The following is a 15,193-nucleotide window of genomic DNA, read 5'->3' on the forward strand; positions in this document are numbered from 1 at the left end:
TGGATGAACCGATCCGGTTCATAGACATGATGTCGCCCCACTGGTCCGGCGAAAACCCGGAATGTAATGAATCGTGACTTGAGAACGAAGACATTTATCTTCGAGCGCTTTTCACGACAGGTCGGCCGACTGCCGAATTACAGAAACTCCCGTAGAATTTCAGTCCCGGATCACACCCGCCATGACCAGCCTGCTGACCAACAACGCCGCGATGACGGCGCTGACGACCCTGAAGAGCATCAATTCGCAGATCGACATGACGAGCAACCGGGTCTCCACCGGCCAGCGCGTGTCGAACGCTTCCGACAACGCAGCCTATTGGTCCATCGCCACCACGGTGCGCACCGACAACGCCTCCCTCAGCGCCGTGAAGGACTCCCTCGGTCTCGGTTCGTCGGCGGTGGACACCGCCTATAACGGCCTGAACAGTGTCCTTTCCAACCTGCAGAACCTGCGCGCCAAGTTGCAGACCGCCCTCCAGCCCGGCGTGGATCGGACCAAGGTCCAGACCGAAGTCGCCGCCATTCAGAATCAGATGAAGGGTACGGCCGACTCATCGGTGTCGAGCGGCCAGAACTGGCTCTCGGTGGATTCCAGCGCCGCATCCTATCAGGACGAGCGTTCCGTGATCGCGGGTTTCTCGCGTGACACGACCGGAACGATCAACTTCTCGAAGGTCAACATCGATGTCGAGGCGATCAAGCTCTACGATGTGACGAGTTCAACGGTCGTATCGACGGGCACCGCCGGTAGCGTCGTTGGATCGACGTCCCTCACCGGCACCGCCGCATTTCGTCCGGCAGATCCCGTTGCAACGCGTGGGACTGCCAACTTCAGCGGACAGAACCAGGAAATCTTCAGCCTGACCCTCGACGACGGCAACACGGCGACCATCCGCCTCGATCAATCCACCCTTGCCTCGGCCGTATCCAACCTCGCGAAGGTGACGACGGAAGAGTTGATTTCAGCCATCAACAACCAGATCGCGGCCGACACGGCGGTGACGCCGCTCGCCGGCAAGGTCAAGGCCTCCCTCGATTCCGGTGGCCGGCTGACCTTCCAGACCACTGCGACCGGCACGGGCACCAACGCCAAGCTCACCATCCTCAACCTGGCTGCCGTGAACGATGGCGGAATCACGGCGGGCGTGAAACTCGGGATCGGTTTCGGCACCGGCGTTGCTGCGACGGACGCCCGAAAGGGCGAAGGCACGGCCGCGTCCACGACCAGCGGACAGGGCATCCTCGATACCGTGAACGTGGGTACCGGGTTCTCCATCGCCTCCATCAACATTTCGGGCCTCGTCGGCACGGCGGGTGACACCAGCCTCAGTGCGATCATCACACAGGTCGACAAAGCCATCGCGTCCGTGACCGACTCGGGCACGAAGCTCGGTGCCAGCAAGACCCAGATCGACGGTCAGAAGAGCTTCGTCGATACGCTCATGAAGGCCAACGACCGCACCATCGGCATCCTGGTCGACGCCGACATCGAAGAGGAGTCCACCAAGCTCCGGGCCCTTCAGACCCAGCAGCAGCTGGCCGTTCAGTCGCTCAGCATCGCGAACTCCTCCAGCCAGGGCGTGCTCTCGCTGTTCCGGTAAGATCGAGCATCGTCCCCGGGCTCCGCTCCGGGGACGGTCGCGCTCGAACGAAAGAACCCGCGTTCTCCTTCGAGAGCGCGGGTTCTTTCGTTTGAGCGGATACAGAAAGCGCCGTCAGCCGACGAAGGTGTACCCCGCCAGGCGCTTGGCCTCGATGGGATCATAGCCCAGGCGCATGCGCAGCTTCTTACGCAGCTTGCTGATGTGGCCCTCGACGACGCTCTCCTCCACGTCGCTGCCGTGGTCGGCGTAGACGGCGTTGAAGATCTGGGCGCGGGTGAGCTGGCGGCCGCGGTTGCGCGCGAAATATTCGAGGATGTGGCGCTCGCGCCGGGGCAGCGTCAGGCTGGTGCCGTCGATCTCGGGATCGCGGCCGTCGGTGTGGATCTTGAGGCGGCCGGCCTTGTCCTGGGCCGCGCCCTGCCCCTCGCCCCGGCCCATCCGCCGGCGGATGGCTTCGGCACGGGCGAGGATCTCGCGGACATGGACCGGACGGCGCACCACGTCGTCGATGCCGGCGGTGAACAGGTCGAGGGTCTGCTCCAGGGAGCGGGTCTCGTTGAGGGCGATGATCGGGGCGTGCGACAGGCTGCGGATCGCCGCGGTGCTGCGGGTCCGGCTCGCGGATTCTCCGAGCACGAACCCCTGCACGGCGGCGAGGTCTCCGGCCGGGGCGGTGTCGAGCCAGGCCTGGAACGCGTCCGCCGCGAGGCTGTGGGCGGTGACGCCCTGGGCGCCGAAGCCCGCAACGGTCTCGCTCGCCACGCAGCTACGCTCATCGACCACGATGTACATGACGCCGTCTCGCTCCACGCATGCGGGTTCGCCCGGCCAAGCACAGCCGTGCACCCGATCTGCTTCGATTTCGGTTTGATCTTGAATCGTACTTCGTACGGCGTCGACGGACACTTGGATAACCCGGACGAAACCTGGACTATCCTCGACACATCCGCCGCGACGCGGCGCCGTTTGGTGGTATCGTTTTGTTAAGAAACTGGTTAATTTTTTGTTAAGTGGGGTGGCGCCCCGTCACCGTCCGGTCGTCTGTTGCGGTCGCGCCGCACCCGGTACCGCCAAGGCGTGACGCCAAGTCGAAACCAAGTCGAAACGCCAAACCGAAACAGGGAGCATCATGGGACTGATCCAGGACCTCGTCGGACGCTTCACGCAGAACGTCGCCGCCTATGTCGGCGACCGGGTGCTGATGGAGGCGGCGGTCTCGGCCGCCGCCAACGTCATCCTGGCCGACAGCGAGATCGACGAAGAGGAGGTCGAGACGGCACTCGCGGGCATGCGGGCCAACCCGATCCTCGAGAAGGGCTACGACACGCTGAAGCTCGAAGCCGAACTGTTCGAGGCCCTGGAGCGAGCGCGCACCCGGGCGGGCCGCGCGGAGAACCTCCAGCACGTCGCGGGGCTCGTCGGGCGCGAGGCGGGCCAGCGCGAGGCGGTGTTCCTCATTGCCGCCGATGTCGCCGATCAGGCCGGCATCAGCGCCGTCGAGCATCGCGCCCTGGCCGAGATCGCCGCGGCCCTGAGCGTGGACAAGGACCGGCTTCTCGGAGGCCAATCCGGCGCGTAATAATGTATAATCTTGGGACGACCAGCGACTTCGCCAGTCATGGCCAGCCGCGATACCCGTCCCGAGCCCCTCCAGGGCCTGGAAACAGGTCCCGGGGATAGTTCGGGCACAATGCATATGTGCAGCGCAACAGCGCTTAAACGCACCGCACCACGATCCGTGACACTCTTGCGAAGTCGAGGGGCGGCCTCTACGCTCGGCTCAGCCAACAAGACTTCCACGACACCGAAACCGGCACAATAGATCCTGCCGCCTGACATCGACAGTGGAGGCACGGGGAGGAGAACGGGGCAATGAAGAAAAATAAGGTCATCTCGGCGGAAGAGGCCATCGCGCTCATCCGGCAGAACGATGTCGTGACCACAACGGGCTTCGTTCAGAGCTGCATTCCGGAGGCGCTGCACGCCGCCCTGGAGAAGCGCTTCGTCGAGACCGGCGCCCCGCGCGACCTCACCCTGATCATGACCGCTGGTGCCGGCGACAGCAAAGGCCTCGGGACCGGGCGTCTCCACCACGAGGGCCTGCTCAAACGCGTCATCGCGGCGAATTTCGGCCGGATGCCGAAGGTCGCCAAGGCGGCCCAGGAGAACAAGATCACCGGCTACAACCTGCCCCAGGGCGTGATCTCGCAGCTCTACCGCGCCTGCGCCGCCGGCCAGCCGGGACTGTTCTCCAAGGTCGGCCTCCACACCTACGTCGATCCGCGGCACGGCGGCGGCCGCGTCAACACCCTAACGCAGGACGAGATCGTCAAGGTGGTGGACGTCGATGGCGAGGAGTGGCTGTTCTACACCGCCACCAAGATCGACGTCGCCTTCATCCGCGGCACCTCGGCCGATCCCGCCGGCAACATCTCCTTCGAGAAGGAGGCGCTCACCCTCGACTGCCTCGCCCAGGCCATGGCGGCGCGCAACAACGGCGGCATCGTCATCGCCCAGGTCGAGCGCATCGTCGACGACGGCTTCCTGCTGCCGAAGGACGTGCGGGTACCCGGCATCCTCGTCGACTGCGTGGTGTTGGCCGAGCCCGAGATGCACCGGATGAACTACGGCGTGCAGCACGATGCGGCGCTCGCCGGCCAGATCCGCGTGCCGGTGACCGGCATGAAGAAGATGGCGCTCGATGCCCGCAAGATCATCGCCCGGCGCGCCGCCTTCGAGCTGCCGCCCAACGGCGTGGTCAATCTCGGCGTCGGCGCGCCGGAGGGCATCTCGGCGGTGGCCAACGAGGAAAAGGTGACCCCCTACATCACCCTCACCACGGAGGCCGGGGCGGTGGGCGGCGTGCTGGCCAGCGGGTCGAGCTTCGGCGCGGCGACGAATGCCGACTGCGTCATCGACCAGAACCAGATGTTCGACTTCTACGACGGCGGCGGCCTCGACATGACCTGCCTCGGGCTGGCCGAGTGCGACCAGCACGGCAACGTCAACACGAGCATGTTCGGCGGCCGCCTCAACGGCTGCGGCGGCTTCATCAACATCTCGCAGAACGCCCGCTGCGTCGTCTTCGCCGGCACGTTCACGGTGGGCGGCCTGGAGACGGTGATCGAGGACGGCAAGCTCCGCATCGTCACCGAGGGGCGCGCGCAGAAGTTCCTGCCCCAGGTGGAGCAGATCACCTTCAGCGGCTCCTACGCGCAGATGCGTTCGCAGCCGGTGATCTACGTGACCGAGCGCTGCGTGTTCCAGCTCACCGACGAAGGCCTGGAACTCATCGAGGTGGCGCCGGGCATCGACATCGAGCGGGACATCCTGCCCCATATGGGCTTCACGCCCATCATCAAGCAGCCGGCGCTCATGGATGCGCGCCTGTTCCGCGACGAGCCGATGGAGCTCCTCGCCGATCTCCTGAACCTCAACTTGTCGGAGCGCGTCAGCTACGATTCCGAGCGCAACATCCTATTCGTCAACCTCGAGGGCTGGCATGCCCGCGTGAAGAGCGACATCGACGATCTGCGCAAGGTTCTGGTCGGCGCCTGCAAGAAGGCCGGCCAGCGGGTCAACTCCGTGGTCAACCACGACGGATTCCGCATCAACGAGAACCTCTACGACGACTACGCGAGCATGATCCAATACTTGGCAGCGAACTACTACGCGACCACCACCCGCTACGCCACGAGCGCCTTCCTGCGCCTCAAGATGGAAGAAGCCCTCAACCGGCGCGGGCTCGCCCCGCACGTGTTCGAGCGCAAGGAGGACGCCCACGCCTTCGTGGACGGCCTCGACAAGAAGGTCCGCCGCGCCTCCACCGCCATCGCGTCGGCGGCGTAAAAAACCTCCTCCCGCCTGCGGGAGAGGGTGCCTGCGGAGCGGGCGGGCCGGGACGAAGTCCCGCAAGAGGGGCGGCGCGACCTTTTCGCAGAGGGCAGCGCTCCCCTCTCCCGACCCGCTCACGCGGGCCACCCTCCCCCGCAGCGGGGGGGAGGGTTCTCGCGCTCGAACACCGAAGCATCCAAAAGAATGATCGTCCGCTCGCGTCCGGGTCTTCTGACGATCCTGTTCACCCTGCGCGGCTCGATCCTGCCGCAGGTGGCACCGAAAGTTCTGGGCATCACCGCCGTGGCGCTCGCCGTAGTGGCGGCGGAGATGCGCTGGCCCGCAGCCTTCCCCATCACCGCCGGGGTCGGGCCGTTCACCCTCATCGGGTTGGCCCTCTCGATCTTCCTGAGCTTTCGCAACGGCGCCTGCTACGATCGCTGGTGGGAGGCGCGCCGGGCCTGGGGCTCGCTCATCGTCGAGACGCGGGGGATCGCCCGCCTGCTGGCCGCACTCCTGCCCGAGCCGGAGCATCAGGATCTGCGGCGACGGGTCCTGCGGCGGATCTCGGGGTTCGCCCATGCCCTCCATGCCCAGGTGCGGGGCGGAAACGAGGTCGCGGCCGCGAGCCCCTGGCTTCCGCCCGGCGAGGCCGACGCCCTCGTCCGGGGGCCGAGCGCGGCCGATGCTGTGCTGGTGCGCCTCACCGCCGATCTGGCCGACGCCTATCGAACCGGCGCCCTCACGGACGTGCTGTTCGGCCTTCTCGAACAGCGGATCGCCGCCCTCTCCCAGGCGCAGGTCGTGTGCGAGCGCATCCATTCCACGCCCTTGCCGTTCGCCTACACCCTGCTCCTGTACCGCACGGCGTGGCTCTACTGCCTGCTGCTGCCGTTCGGCCTCGCAGCCTCCCTCGGCTGGGCGACGCCGCTCGCCGTGGCCCTCGTCGCCTACACGTTCTTCGGCCTCGATGCCCTCGGCGACGAACTCGAGGAGCCGTTCGGCACGGAGCCCAACGATCTGCCGTTGGACGCGCTCCTCCACACCCTCGACGGCGTCGTCCTCGACGCGCTCGGCGAGCCGGCCCCTCCGGCGCTCAAGCCGGAGCGGTATTGGCTGACGTGAGAGACCGACGTCGACGTCGACGTCGTCGGCAGAGGCAGGCTGCCCCTTCGATCGCCAGCCAGGAATAGCATTCCGCCCGTCCCCATTCGGCAGCCGCACCGCCGATGCAGGCCTGAGGCCGCAGATTTGCCGTCGTGGCGCATTGGTCGACGGGGCAACGACCACAACCAAGCGGTTCACAGTGCGGCGATCGAATGCGACGCCTCGCTCGTCCGTGCAGGTCGTCGAATGCGAGATAGTTCAGCGGGTCGTGCAGGTATCCAGGGACGAACTGTACGACGAGTCCCGCTTCTTCGTATCAGCCAGACGTTTCTATCACGCTGCGGAAACCGACGCGCGATGGCGGAAAGCACGATGAGAAACTCGCGAAATGGGAGACGGCACGCAGTGCGCATGATGCTAGGCGGCAAATACCGCGGCCTCGCGCCTGGTCCGGCCATAATTCGATATCGTCAGATTCCAAGTCTTGCAACAGGTACCGCAATACGATCAAGGCTCGATAAATTTCGGTTGTTATTTATTTCGAGGGCACCTGTAGCATAACCTCCGGTAGAATCGATCGCCACAAAAACAAGACATCAAATGCAATGACTTAGTCTTGCGTATATTCGTATTTACTAGAGATCCGAGCGAATACAATTCGACAATAAAAACAATCCGTAACGGTTTTTTAGAACGTAGTCCCTACTAACACAGATCATATTCAATCGATCCGGTTTCGCCAGTGACACAAGTCACATCATCCAATCGCGCAGGGTTGCTCCTCCTCTGGGGCACGGCGCTCGCGATCCTGGTTCTCCCGGTCAGCGTCATGGCTGTCCCGACCTCGGATACCGTGGCTGTGATTGGTCCGCCTGGGCGCGACACAGCAGCCATCGTGGCACGGGCTGGAGGCACCATTCTGCGTCTCGGCGGCTGGGACAATGTCCTCGTGGTGCGGGCCGGGTCGACCGATTTTGTCGCTCGCCTCTACGCCTCCGGAGCTTGGCTCGTCATAGACGCCCAGTTTGCCACAGCCTGCACGCCATCCTCCCGAATCTGACCAGCGCAATGGACCCCGGCCCGCGATGACGAACCTGGATTCTCTCCGGCAAATTTTCGGCCGATATCTCATCACCCTCCTCTGGATGCATCTCCCGGTCATCGCATTCAGCGCCTGGGTCGCTGGAAATGCGCCGACGGTACCCCTCGTGGTCGCCGGCCTCCTGGCTGGACTCAGCACCTTGGTGTGGTGGAACTCGCCGACAGGCTTGGCCACCCGCCTGGTCTGCAGCCTATCGCTCGTTCAAATGGCAGCGATCCTGATCTCTGCACTGACGGGGCATCTCTGGCAGATCGACCTGCACATGTACTTCTTCGTCTGCCTGGCAGTGCTGGTCGCGTGGTGCGACTGGACCGTTCTTGTCGTTTGCGCCGCCGCCATCGCCGGTCACCATCTCGCGGTGAACATCGCGATGCCGGCGCTGATCTTTCCCGGTGGAGCCAAGAACTCGGACACGGCACGCGTGGTACTCCATGCTGTCATGCTAATCTTCGAGACGTGCGTGCTGGCCTGGATCGCGCGCACCATCGCGACGGTGTTCGCCGCACAAGCTGCCGCCGAGGGCGCGATCCGGGAGCAAATGGAGCGGATGCGGGCACTGGAATCGGAGACCGTCCTGATGCGGGCCGGAGCGGATACGCAGCGCCGGGCCGCCATGCAGCAGACCGCCCACTACTTTGAATCCACGGTGAGCGGCATCCTGGGCCGGGTCACGCAAGCGGCGGCGGCGATGCAGGACACCGCCCGGGTCATGCGGGGGACGGCGGAGGGCACGACGGACCGGGCCATGTCCGTGGTCGGCGCCGCCGAGAGGGCCGCGCACAACGTCAGCCAAGTGGCCTGTGCCGCCGAGGAACTCGGCGCTTCCGTTCAGGAGATCGGTCGCCAGGTGGCGGAATCGGCGCGGGTGGCACAGGGCGCGGTGGGTCAAGCCAACGCCACCGGTCACCTGGTTCATGCTTTGAGCACGGGCGCAGCCCGGATCGGAGACGTCGTCGGAATGATTTCCGGCATTGCCGGCCAAACAAACCTCCTGGCCCTCAACGCAACCATCGAAGCGGCGCGCGCCGGGGAAGCCGGACGGGGCTTTGCGGTCGTGGCGGCAGAGGTCAAGGAGCTCGCCAACCAGACCGCCCGGGCGACCGAGGACATCACGCAGCAGATCAACGCGATTCAAGGCACGACCGGTGAGGCGGTAACGGCCATCGAGGCGATCGTTGCGCAGATCCGCACGATGAGCCGGACGGCGGACGCCATCGCTTCGGCGGTAGACCAGCAGGGATCGGCGACCCAGGAGATCATTCGCAATGTGGCTGAGGCAGCCACCGGTACCGGGGCAATCACGGCCGTCATCGGCGGCGTCGCCCACTCGGCCGGCGAGACCGGCGAGGCGGCGGCCCGGGCCCTCGCCTCGGCCTCGGAACTGGCGCAGGAAGCCAATCAACTCGGAGGCGAGGTCAACCGGTTCCTCCAAACCGTCAAGGCGGCCTGATTGTGAAGGCTGCCTGACGCGCCAGGGCGTGAGGGCGCGACGTGGCTTCTCCCGAGCCGTCGCCTAGCAAGGGCAATCCGGGTCGACGGCCTGCTGGACGCCGATCGGAATCCACGAAAGTCCGATGCGGCTTCGGGTCGACCACTCAATCCGGCCGGTTCGTACCTGTGGAGTCGGTTCGCAGCACTGCTCGTGATGAACGAAGCGCGTGCCCTGGAACTAGCTGGAACAGGACGGAGCGCTTCGGACTTGCGAACCGAGCATTGCCCGAACCCGAGCCGAAGCATGGCAGAAGACGTCGAGTTGGTGCATTCGGAGCGCGGACGGAGCGGCCCGTGGGGCGGGTTGCAAACCGCAAGGTCGATAGCGCCAAGCCTCATCCGGTTGGCATCTTAAAACAGGCGTCGTGAGACGGAAGACCCATATCCGCCTCCGAGATCTTCCGGAATCGAGGGGACGGGTGTCGAGCGGCACGTCCGCCGCCGTCCCTCGACCGCCGGTCATCCGCCACTCAATACTCCCAGAAGATCCGCTGCAGCTCCTTCGTGTCCTGCGTTTTCGTCAGCGCCACCGCGGCCAGGATCTTGGCCTTCTGCGGGTTGAGGTCATGGGCCACCACCCAGTCGTACTTGTCGTCGGGCTGCTCGGCGTTGCGCAGGACGAAGCCGTCGCCGACGCGCGACGAGCGGATGATCTGCACGCCCTTCGCGCGGAGGTCCTTCAGGGTGTCGACGAGGTACCCGGCGACCGAGCCGTTGCCGGTGCCGGCGTGGATGATCGCCTTGGCGCCGCCCGCGACCGCCGAGATGTAGGGCTCCGGGTGCATGTTGCCGGAGCCGTACACGATGGCGACCTCGGGCAGGCTGTCGATCCCGTCGATATTGAACTCGGAGGTGGTGCCGTGGCGCTTCACCGGGGCGCGGAACCAGTAGGTCTTGCCCTCGACCACCATGCCCAGCGGTCCCCATTGGCTGAAGAAGGCGGAGGGCTTGATGTTGACACGCTTGGTGCTGTCGCGGCCGGCCTGGATCTCGTCGTTCATGGTCAGCAGCACGCCCTTGGCGCGCGCCTCCTTGGCGCTCGCCACCACGACGGCGTCGAGGAGGTTGAGGGCCCCGTCCGCCGAGATCGCCGTGGAGGGGCGCATGGAAGCCACCATCACGATGGGCTTGTCGGTCTTCACCACGAGGTCGAGGAAGTAGGCCGTCTCCTCCACCGTGTCGGTGCCGTGGGTGACGACCACCCCGTCGACGTCGTCGCGCTTGACCAGGGCCGAGATCTGCTTGGCGAGCTGGATGAGTTGGGCGTTGGTGAAGCTCTCGGAGGCGATCTGGAACGCCTGCTCGCCGCGCACGTCGGCCACGCCCGCGATGGCCGGCACGGCGGCGATGAGCTTGTCCACCGGCACCTTGGCGGCCTGGTAGGTGGCGCTGTTGGCCGCATCCGCCCCCGCCCCCGCGATGGTCCCGCCGGTGGCGACGATGACGACGCGTGGTTTTGCCGTCACAGCCGCCGGGGCGGTGGTGCCGGGCGCGGCCGGAGCCGGGCCTTCCAGGGCGGCGACGGGCAGGCTTCCCGCCATGAGGAGCGCCAGAAGGGTGGCCGGTGCGGTGCGTCGCATGAATCGGTCCTGGGTCGGTGACGGTGTTCCCGCTATTGTGGCCCGTGCAACCACCCGCGCCCAGGTGAAAAAGACAGCGATGGGCACCATTCGGGGTGCAGCACGCCCGACTTGTCACCGGATCGACGAAAAACTCTCCCGGCCGGGACGGGCCGGGAGAGCGAAGGGCGGCAACGGCGAGACCCTTCAGTCGAGGGCCGCCGCTTCCCGGGTCGGAGCCGGGCGTGGCCGGGACACGGCGACGGTGTCGCCGGTGCGGCTGATCTCGACGGCCTCGGCGGCCGCGCCGCGTTCCTGCGGCGTCGAGAGGGTCACGCTCTGGCCGGAGGCCAGGACGGTCTCGAAGCGAACGGCGCGGGCGGCATCCGTGCGGGCCAGGGTCACGACGACCCGGTAGCCCTTGGGCTCGGCGGTGTAATAGGCCACGCCGGCGAGTTCGCCGAGGTTGATGCTGCCGCCATCGAGCGGCTTGATGGTCTCGGCCGAAGCGGTGCCCGTGAGGGCGGCGGCGAGGGCGGCGGCGGCGGTGAAGATCCGGTACGTCATGGTGTCGGGTCTCGCGGTGTGGGCAAGGAGCGGTGTGCCCTTGCGTCTGGACCCGATATGCAGTGCGGTGCACCATGGATCAAACAGAACGCATCGATAATGACTATTGACCATGTCGATCTGTCACGGATCGACCTCAACCTCCTGGTGGCCCTCGACGCCCTCCTGTCCGAGCGCGGCGTCACCCGTGCGGCCGCACGCATCGGCATCGGCCAATCCGCCATGAGCTCTTCGCTGGCGCGCCTAAGGGTGCTGTTCGGCGACGAACTCCTGACCCGGGCGCCCGAGGGGATGCGCCCGACGCCGCGCGCCCTGGCGCTCGCCGAGCCCGTCCGCACCCTGCTGCGGCAGGTGCAGTCCCTGGTCCGGCGCGACGCGGTGTTCGACCCGCGCACGGTCACGCGCACCTTCACCATCGGCCTGCCCGACAGCGCGGAGGTGCTGCTCGGGCCCCGGCTGCTCGCCTACCTGAGGGCGGAGGCGCCCGGGATCAGCCTGCTGCTGCGCTCCATCGACCGCATCCGCATCCTGCACGAGCTCGACGCCGACCGGGTCGACCTCGGCATCGGCTTCTTCACGGAGGGGCAGACGCATCACAAGCGCCGCCTGCTCTACCGCGACAACTACCTCTGCATGTTCAACGCCGACCTCGTCGGCATCACGCCCCCGATCTCGCTCGCCGATTACGTCCGCTTCCCCCACGTCCTCACCAGCCTGAAGGAGACCGCCCACGGGGTGGTGGACGACGCCCTGGCGAAACTCGGGATGAGCCGGACCCTGGCGGTGACGACGCCGCGCTTCCTCGCCGTGCCGTTCCTCGTGCGCAGCGCCCCGGTGATCACCACCATGCACGCGCGCCTCGCCACCTTCTTCGCCGGGGCACTCGGGCTCAGCGTCAGCCCGGCCCCCGTGGAGCTGGAGGATGTGGCGATCTCGATGCTGTGGCACGCCTCCTACGACGACGATCCGGCCCATCGCTGGCTGCGCGCCACCATCCTTCGCCTTGCCGAGGCCGAGGCGCCGGGCACCGCCTTCGGTGCGGCGCGTTAGGAGCGAACACCGAGGAGGACGCCCATGGCCGACGATCACGACAACACGTCTCAGGATGCTGCGAAAGACACCCGGAAGGGCCCTCAGGGTAAGCCCGCCAACGCGGCCCCGGACGCGGTGATGGACCCCAACGAGAAGACCGACGGCAAGCCCGGCGCGGGCCCCCAGGGCGGCGGCACGCCGGACGACGAGACCGATCCCGGCGGCGGCTGACGCGCCCTTTGCGGGGCGTCCCTTGCCGGCCGGGGCACCTTGTCGCCCGAAGGACCTTTGCCGGCCAGGGGCCACTTGTCGGCCGAAGGCCGACCGGTACGGTATCCCGAAAGGGAGACACGCCATGAACGCCTCCGATTCGGCCCCGGCTGCCGGACCCTCGATCTATGACCGGGATCTGGACAAGAACCCGGCCAACCATCAGCCGCTCACGCCCCTGAGCTACCTCGATCGCGCGGCGCGGGTGTTTCCCGACCACGTCGCGGTGATCCACGGACCGCTGCGCCGGACCTACGCCGACCTCTACGCGCGCAGCCGACGCCTCGCCGCGGCCCTGGCCGCACGCGGCATCGGCCGGGGCGACACCGTGGCGGTGCTGCTCGCCAACACGCCCGAGATGATCGAGTGCCATTACGGGGTGCCGATGACCGGCGCCGTGCTCAACACCCTGAACACCCGCCTCGACGCCGCCGGCCTCGCCTTCTGCCTCGATCACGGCGAAGCGAAGATCCTCGTCATCGACCGGGAGTTCTCCACGGTGGTCGCGTGCGCCCTGGCGCAGGCGACGGTGAAACCCCTCGTCATCGATGTCGACGATCCGGTGTTCACCGGCGACGGCTCGGCCGTCGGCAGCCTCGGTTACGAGGCGCTTCTGGCCGAGGGCGATCCGGCGGCGGATTGGGCGATGCCGGCGGACGAGTGGGACGCGATCGCGCTGAACTACACTTCCGGCACCACGGGCGACCCCAAGGGGGTGGTCTATCACCATCGCGGCGCGGCCCTGCTGTCGCTCGGCAACGTCATTACCGGCAACCTCGGGCAGCATCCGGTCTATCTCTGGACCCTGCCGATGTTTCACTGCAACGGCTGGTGCTTCCCCTGGACCCTCTCGGTGGTGGCCGGCACCCATGTCTGCCTCAGGCAGGTGCGGGCCGGGGCGCTCTACGCGGCGATCGCCGAGCACGGCGTCACCCATCTGTGCGGCGCGCCCATCGTCATGCAGCTCCTCCTCGGAGCCTCCGACGGCGAGCGCCGCCCCCTTCCCCACCGGGTCGCCTTCCTCACCGCCGCCGCGCCCCCGCCCCAGGCGGTGCTGGCCGCCATGGGGGCGGCCGGCTTCGACGTGACCCACCTCTACGGGCTGACGGAGACCTACGGACCGGCGGTCGTGAACGCCTGGCACCGGGACTGGGACGCCCTCGATGCCGATGCGCGGGCCGAGAAGATGGCGCGCCAGGGCGTGCGCTACCCCGTGCTCGAAGGGTTCGACATCCGCGATCCCGAAACCTGCGAGTCCGTACCGGCCGACGGGACGACCATGGGCGAGGCGATGTTCCGCGGCAACGTGGTGATGCGCGGCTACCTCAAGAACCCGTCCGCCACCGAGGCCGCTTTCAAGGGCGGCTGGTTCCGCTCGGGCGACCTCGGGGTGAAGCACCCCGACGGCTACATCCAGCTCAAGGACCGCGCGAAGGACATCATCATCTCGGGCGGCGAGAACATCTCCTCCATCGAGGTCGAGGACGCCCTGTTCCGCCACCCGGCGATCGCCTCCGCCGCCGTGGTCGCCCGGCCGGACCCGAAATGGGGCGAGACCCCCATGGCCTTCGTCGAACTCAAACCCGGCGCTACCCTTGAGGCCGACGCCCTCATCGCCTGGTGCCGCGAGCGGCTGGCCGGCTACACGCTCCCGCGCCACATCGTGTTCGGGGACTTGCCCAAGACCGCGACGGGCAAGGTGCAGAAGTATCTTTTGCGGGAGCTGGCGAGAGAGGAATAACCTCCAAGCATCCACACATACTCGCTACTTGAGAGTTGCGTCTTTTCTCGCCAGACAATCGCGGTTCGGTAATTATCGACGCGCCGAACTGAAATTGACGGCGTCGGAAACAAGCTCCACAAGGCGGGCCGCATCTGCTGTAGATCCGAAAGCACCATTCCTTCGCGCCATACTTGCTTGCTCAGGAGTATTTGAACCACTATATATGATAATCGGTGTAATATATCCAATAGATCTAAGCTGGGAAATCAAATCATAACCAGCCAACTGTCCCTCTGGACGGGACATGTCAGATACTATCACGTCGAAATTGTTGTCGTCTTTTATAAGATTTATCGCTTCCGCGTTGCTTCGCACGCTCCAAATGCGAACACCCAAGGCACGAAACGCTTTTCTTTCATAATTATTGTTCTCAGGCTTATCATCGACCCATAAGATGAACTTGTTATCTAGCCCCCGCAGAGTCCGCTCGGTGATGAATTTCTCGGAGTCGATGACCGACTCTGAAATATTTCGCGCACCTGAACTCGATGCCTCTGTCGAACTTGATCTGAATTCTGATTTCGCCTGCGCAGCAGCAATCGCAGCAACAGCCTCGAATTTTCTCTTTGCAAATGCTTCGAATCCGAAACCTTTGAAGCTACCTTCACCGATATTATTTATAAAATCACGAATCGACGCACGAAACTGGAAAATGAGAATCAGCATGATCGCTGGCCATGAGAGCACGCCGATCAGGCGTGCAAACGACTCAATCAGTTTCGCAAGCGATTCCAAGGCTGCACCCATACAATCCTAACGTCGCCGTTGTTTCACAGCACAACTTTTGATGACAGTGAAATTCGCATCCTCGCAAACAAAAAAGGCCGGGCTTGCCGCCCGGC

12 protein-coding genes are annotated in these 15,193 nt (G+C 65.7%); 8 read left to right on the forward strand and 4 right to left on the reverse strand.

Annotated features, from left to right (window positions below; translation table 11 throughout):
- The first annotated feature begins 181 nt into the window (after nt 1-181).
- Nucleotides 182-1,603 carry a flagellin gene (locus ASG60_RS02305; RefSeq protein WP_056166351.1) on the forward strand — a complete coding sequence of 474 codons (1,422 nt, stop codon included), beginning with the start codon at nt 182-184 and terminating at the stop codon, nt 1,601-1,603.
- Between the two features lie 114 nt (nt 1,604-1,717).
- On the opposite strand, the gene ASG60_RS02310 is transcribed toward ASG60_RS02305, so the two are convergent.
- The gene (locus ASG60_RS02310) at nt 1,718-2,398 is read right to left on the reverse strand and encodes a response regulator transcription factor (protein ID WP_056384134.1); all 681 of its coding nucleotides are present in this window, start codon (nt 2,396-2,398) and stop codon (nt 1,718-1,720) included.
- Between the two features lie 337 nt (nt 2,399-2,735).
- Between ASG60_RS02310 and ASG60_RS02315 the strand changes: the two genes are divergently transcribed.
- The 4 genes from ASG60_RS02315 to ASG60_RS02330 all read left to right on the forward strand — a co-directional run bounded on the left by ASG60_RS02315 (nt 2,736) and on the right by ASG60_RS02330 (nt 9,099).
- Nucleotides 2,736-3,185: a tellurite resistance TerB family protein gene (locus ASG60_RS02315; protein WP_056384135.1), complete on the forward strand. Its 450-nt coding sequence runs from the start codon at nt 2,736-2,738 to the stop codon at nt 3,183-3,185.
- Nucleotides 3,186-3,478: 293 nt separating this feature from the next.
- Nucleotides 3,479-5,455, forward strand: coding sequence for a CoA-transferase (locus ASG60_RS02320; RefSeq protein ID WP_056166344.1), 1,977 nt, complete (start codon nt 3,479-3,481; stop codon nt 5,453-5,455).
- Between the two features lie 189 nt (nt 5,456-5,644).
- Nucleotides 5,645-6,565, forward strand: coding sequence for a bestrophin family protein (locus ASG60_RS02325; RefSeq protein ID WP_056384136.1), 921 nt, complete (start codon nt 5,645-5,647; stop codon nt 6,563-6,565).
- Nucleotides 6,566-7,632: 1,067 nt separating this feature from the next.
- The gene (locus tag ASG60_RS02330) at nt 7,633-9,099 is read left to right on the forward strand and encodes a methyl-accepting chemotaxis protein (protein ID WP_056303033.1); all 1,467 of its coding nucleotides are present in this window, start codon (nt 7,633-7,635) and stop codon (nt 9,097-9,099) included.
- 511 nt (nt 9,100-9,610) lie between these two features.
- Here the strand turns inward: ASG60_RS02330 and ASG60_RS02335 are convergent.
- Together ASG60_RS02335 and ASG60_RS02340 are read right to left on the reverse strand one after the other, a co-directional pair.
- A complete protein-coding gene (locus ASG60_RS02335) occupies nt 9,611-10,720 on the reverse strand; it encodes an asparaginase (protein WP_056384137.1) in 1,110 nt (369 codons plus the stop codon).
- Nucleotides 10,721-10,906: 186 nt separating this feature from the next.
- The gene (locus tag ASG60_RS02340; RefSeq protein WP_056384138.1) at nt 10,907-11,266 is read right to left on the reverse strand and encodes a hypothetical protein; all 360 of its coding nucleotides are present in this window, start codon (nt 11,264-11,266) and stop codon (nt 10,907-10,909) included.
- A 99-nt stretch (nt 11,267-11,365) separates the two neighbouring features.
- Between ASG60_RS02340 and ASG60_RS02345 the strand changes: the two genes are divergently transcribed.
- The 3 genes from ASG60_RS02345 to ASG60_RS02355 all read left to right on the forward strand — a co-directional run bounded on the left by ASG60_RS02345 (nt 11,366) and on the right by ASG60_RS02355 (nt 14,309).
- Nucleotides 11,366-12,316 (forward strand): LysR family transcriptional regulator, encoded by a 951-nt coding sequence (locus tag ASG60_RS02345; protein ID WP_056263320.1) that lies wholly within the window; start codon nt 11,366-11,368, stop codon nt 12,314-12,316.
- A gap of 24 nt (nt 12,317-12,340) precedes the next feature.
- The gene (locus ASG60_RS02350) at nt 12,341-12,529 is read left to right on the forward strand and encodes a hypothetical protein (RefSeq protein WP_056384139.1); all 189 of its coding nucleotides are present in this window, start codon (nt 12,341-12,343) and stop codon (nt 12,527-12,529) included.
- A gap of 124 nt (nt 12,530-12,653) precedes the next feature.
- The gene (locus ASG60_RS02355) at nt 12,654-14,309 is read left to right on the forward strand and encodes an acyl-CoA synthetase (RefSeq protein ID WP_056384140.1); all 1,656 of its coding nucleotides are present in this window, start codon (nt 12,654-12,656) and stop codon (nt 14,307-14,309) included.
- A gap of 72 nt (nt 14,310-14,381) precedes the next feature.
- On the opposite strand, the gene ASG60_RS21725 is transcribed toward ASG60_RS02355, so the two are convergent.
- Nucleotides 14,382-15,098: a response regulator gene (locus ASG60_RS21725; protein WP_082531577.1), complete on the reverse strand. Its 717-nt coding sequence runs from the start codon at nt 15,096-15,098 to the stop codon at nt 14,382-14,384.
- Nucleotides 15,099-15,193: the final 95 nt, after the last annotated feature.

Source organism: Methylobacterium sp. Leaf469, assembly GCF_001424745.1.
Lineage (GTDB): Bacteria > Pseudomonadota > Alphaproteobacteria > Rhizobiales > Beijerinckiaceae > Methylobacterium.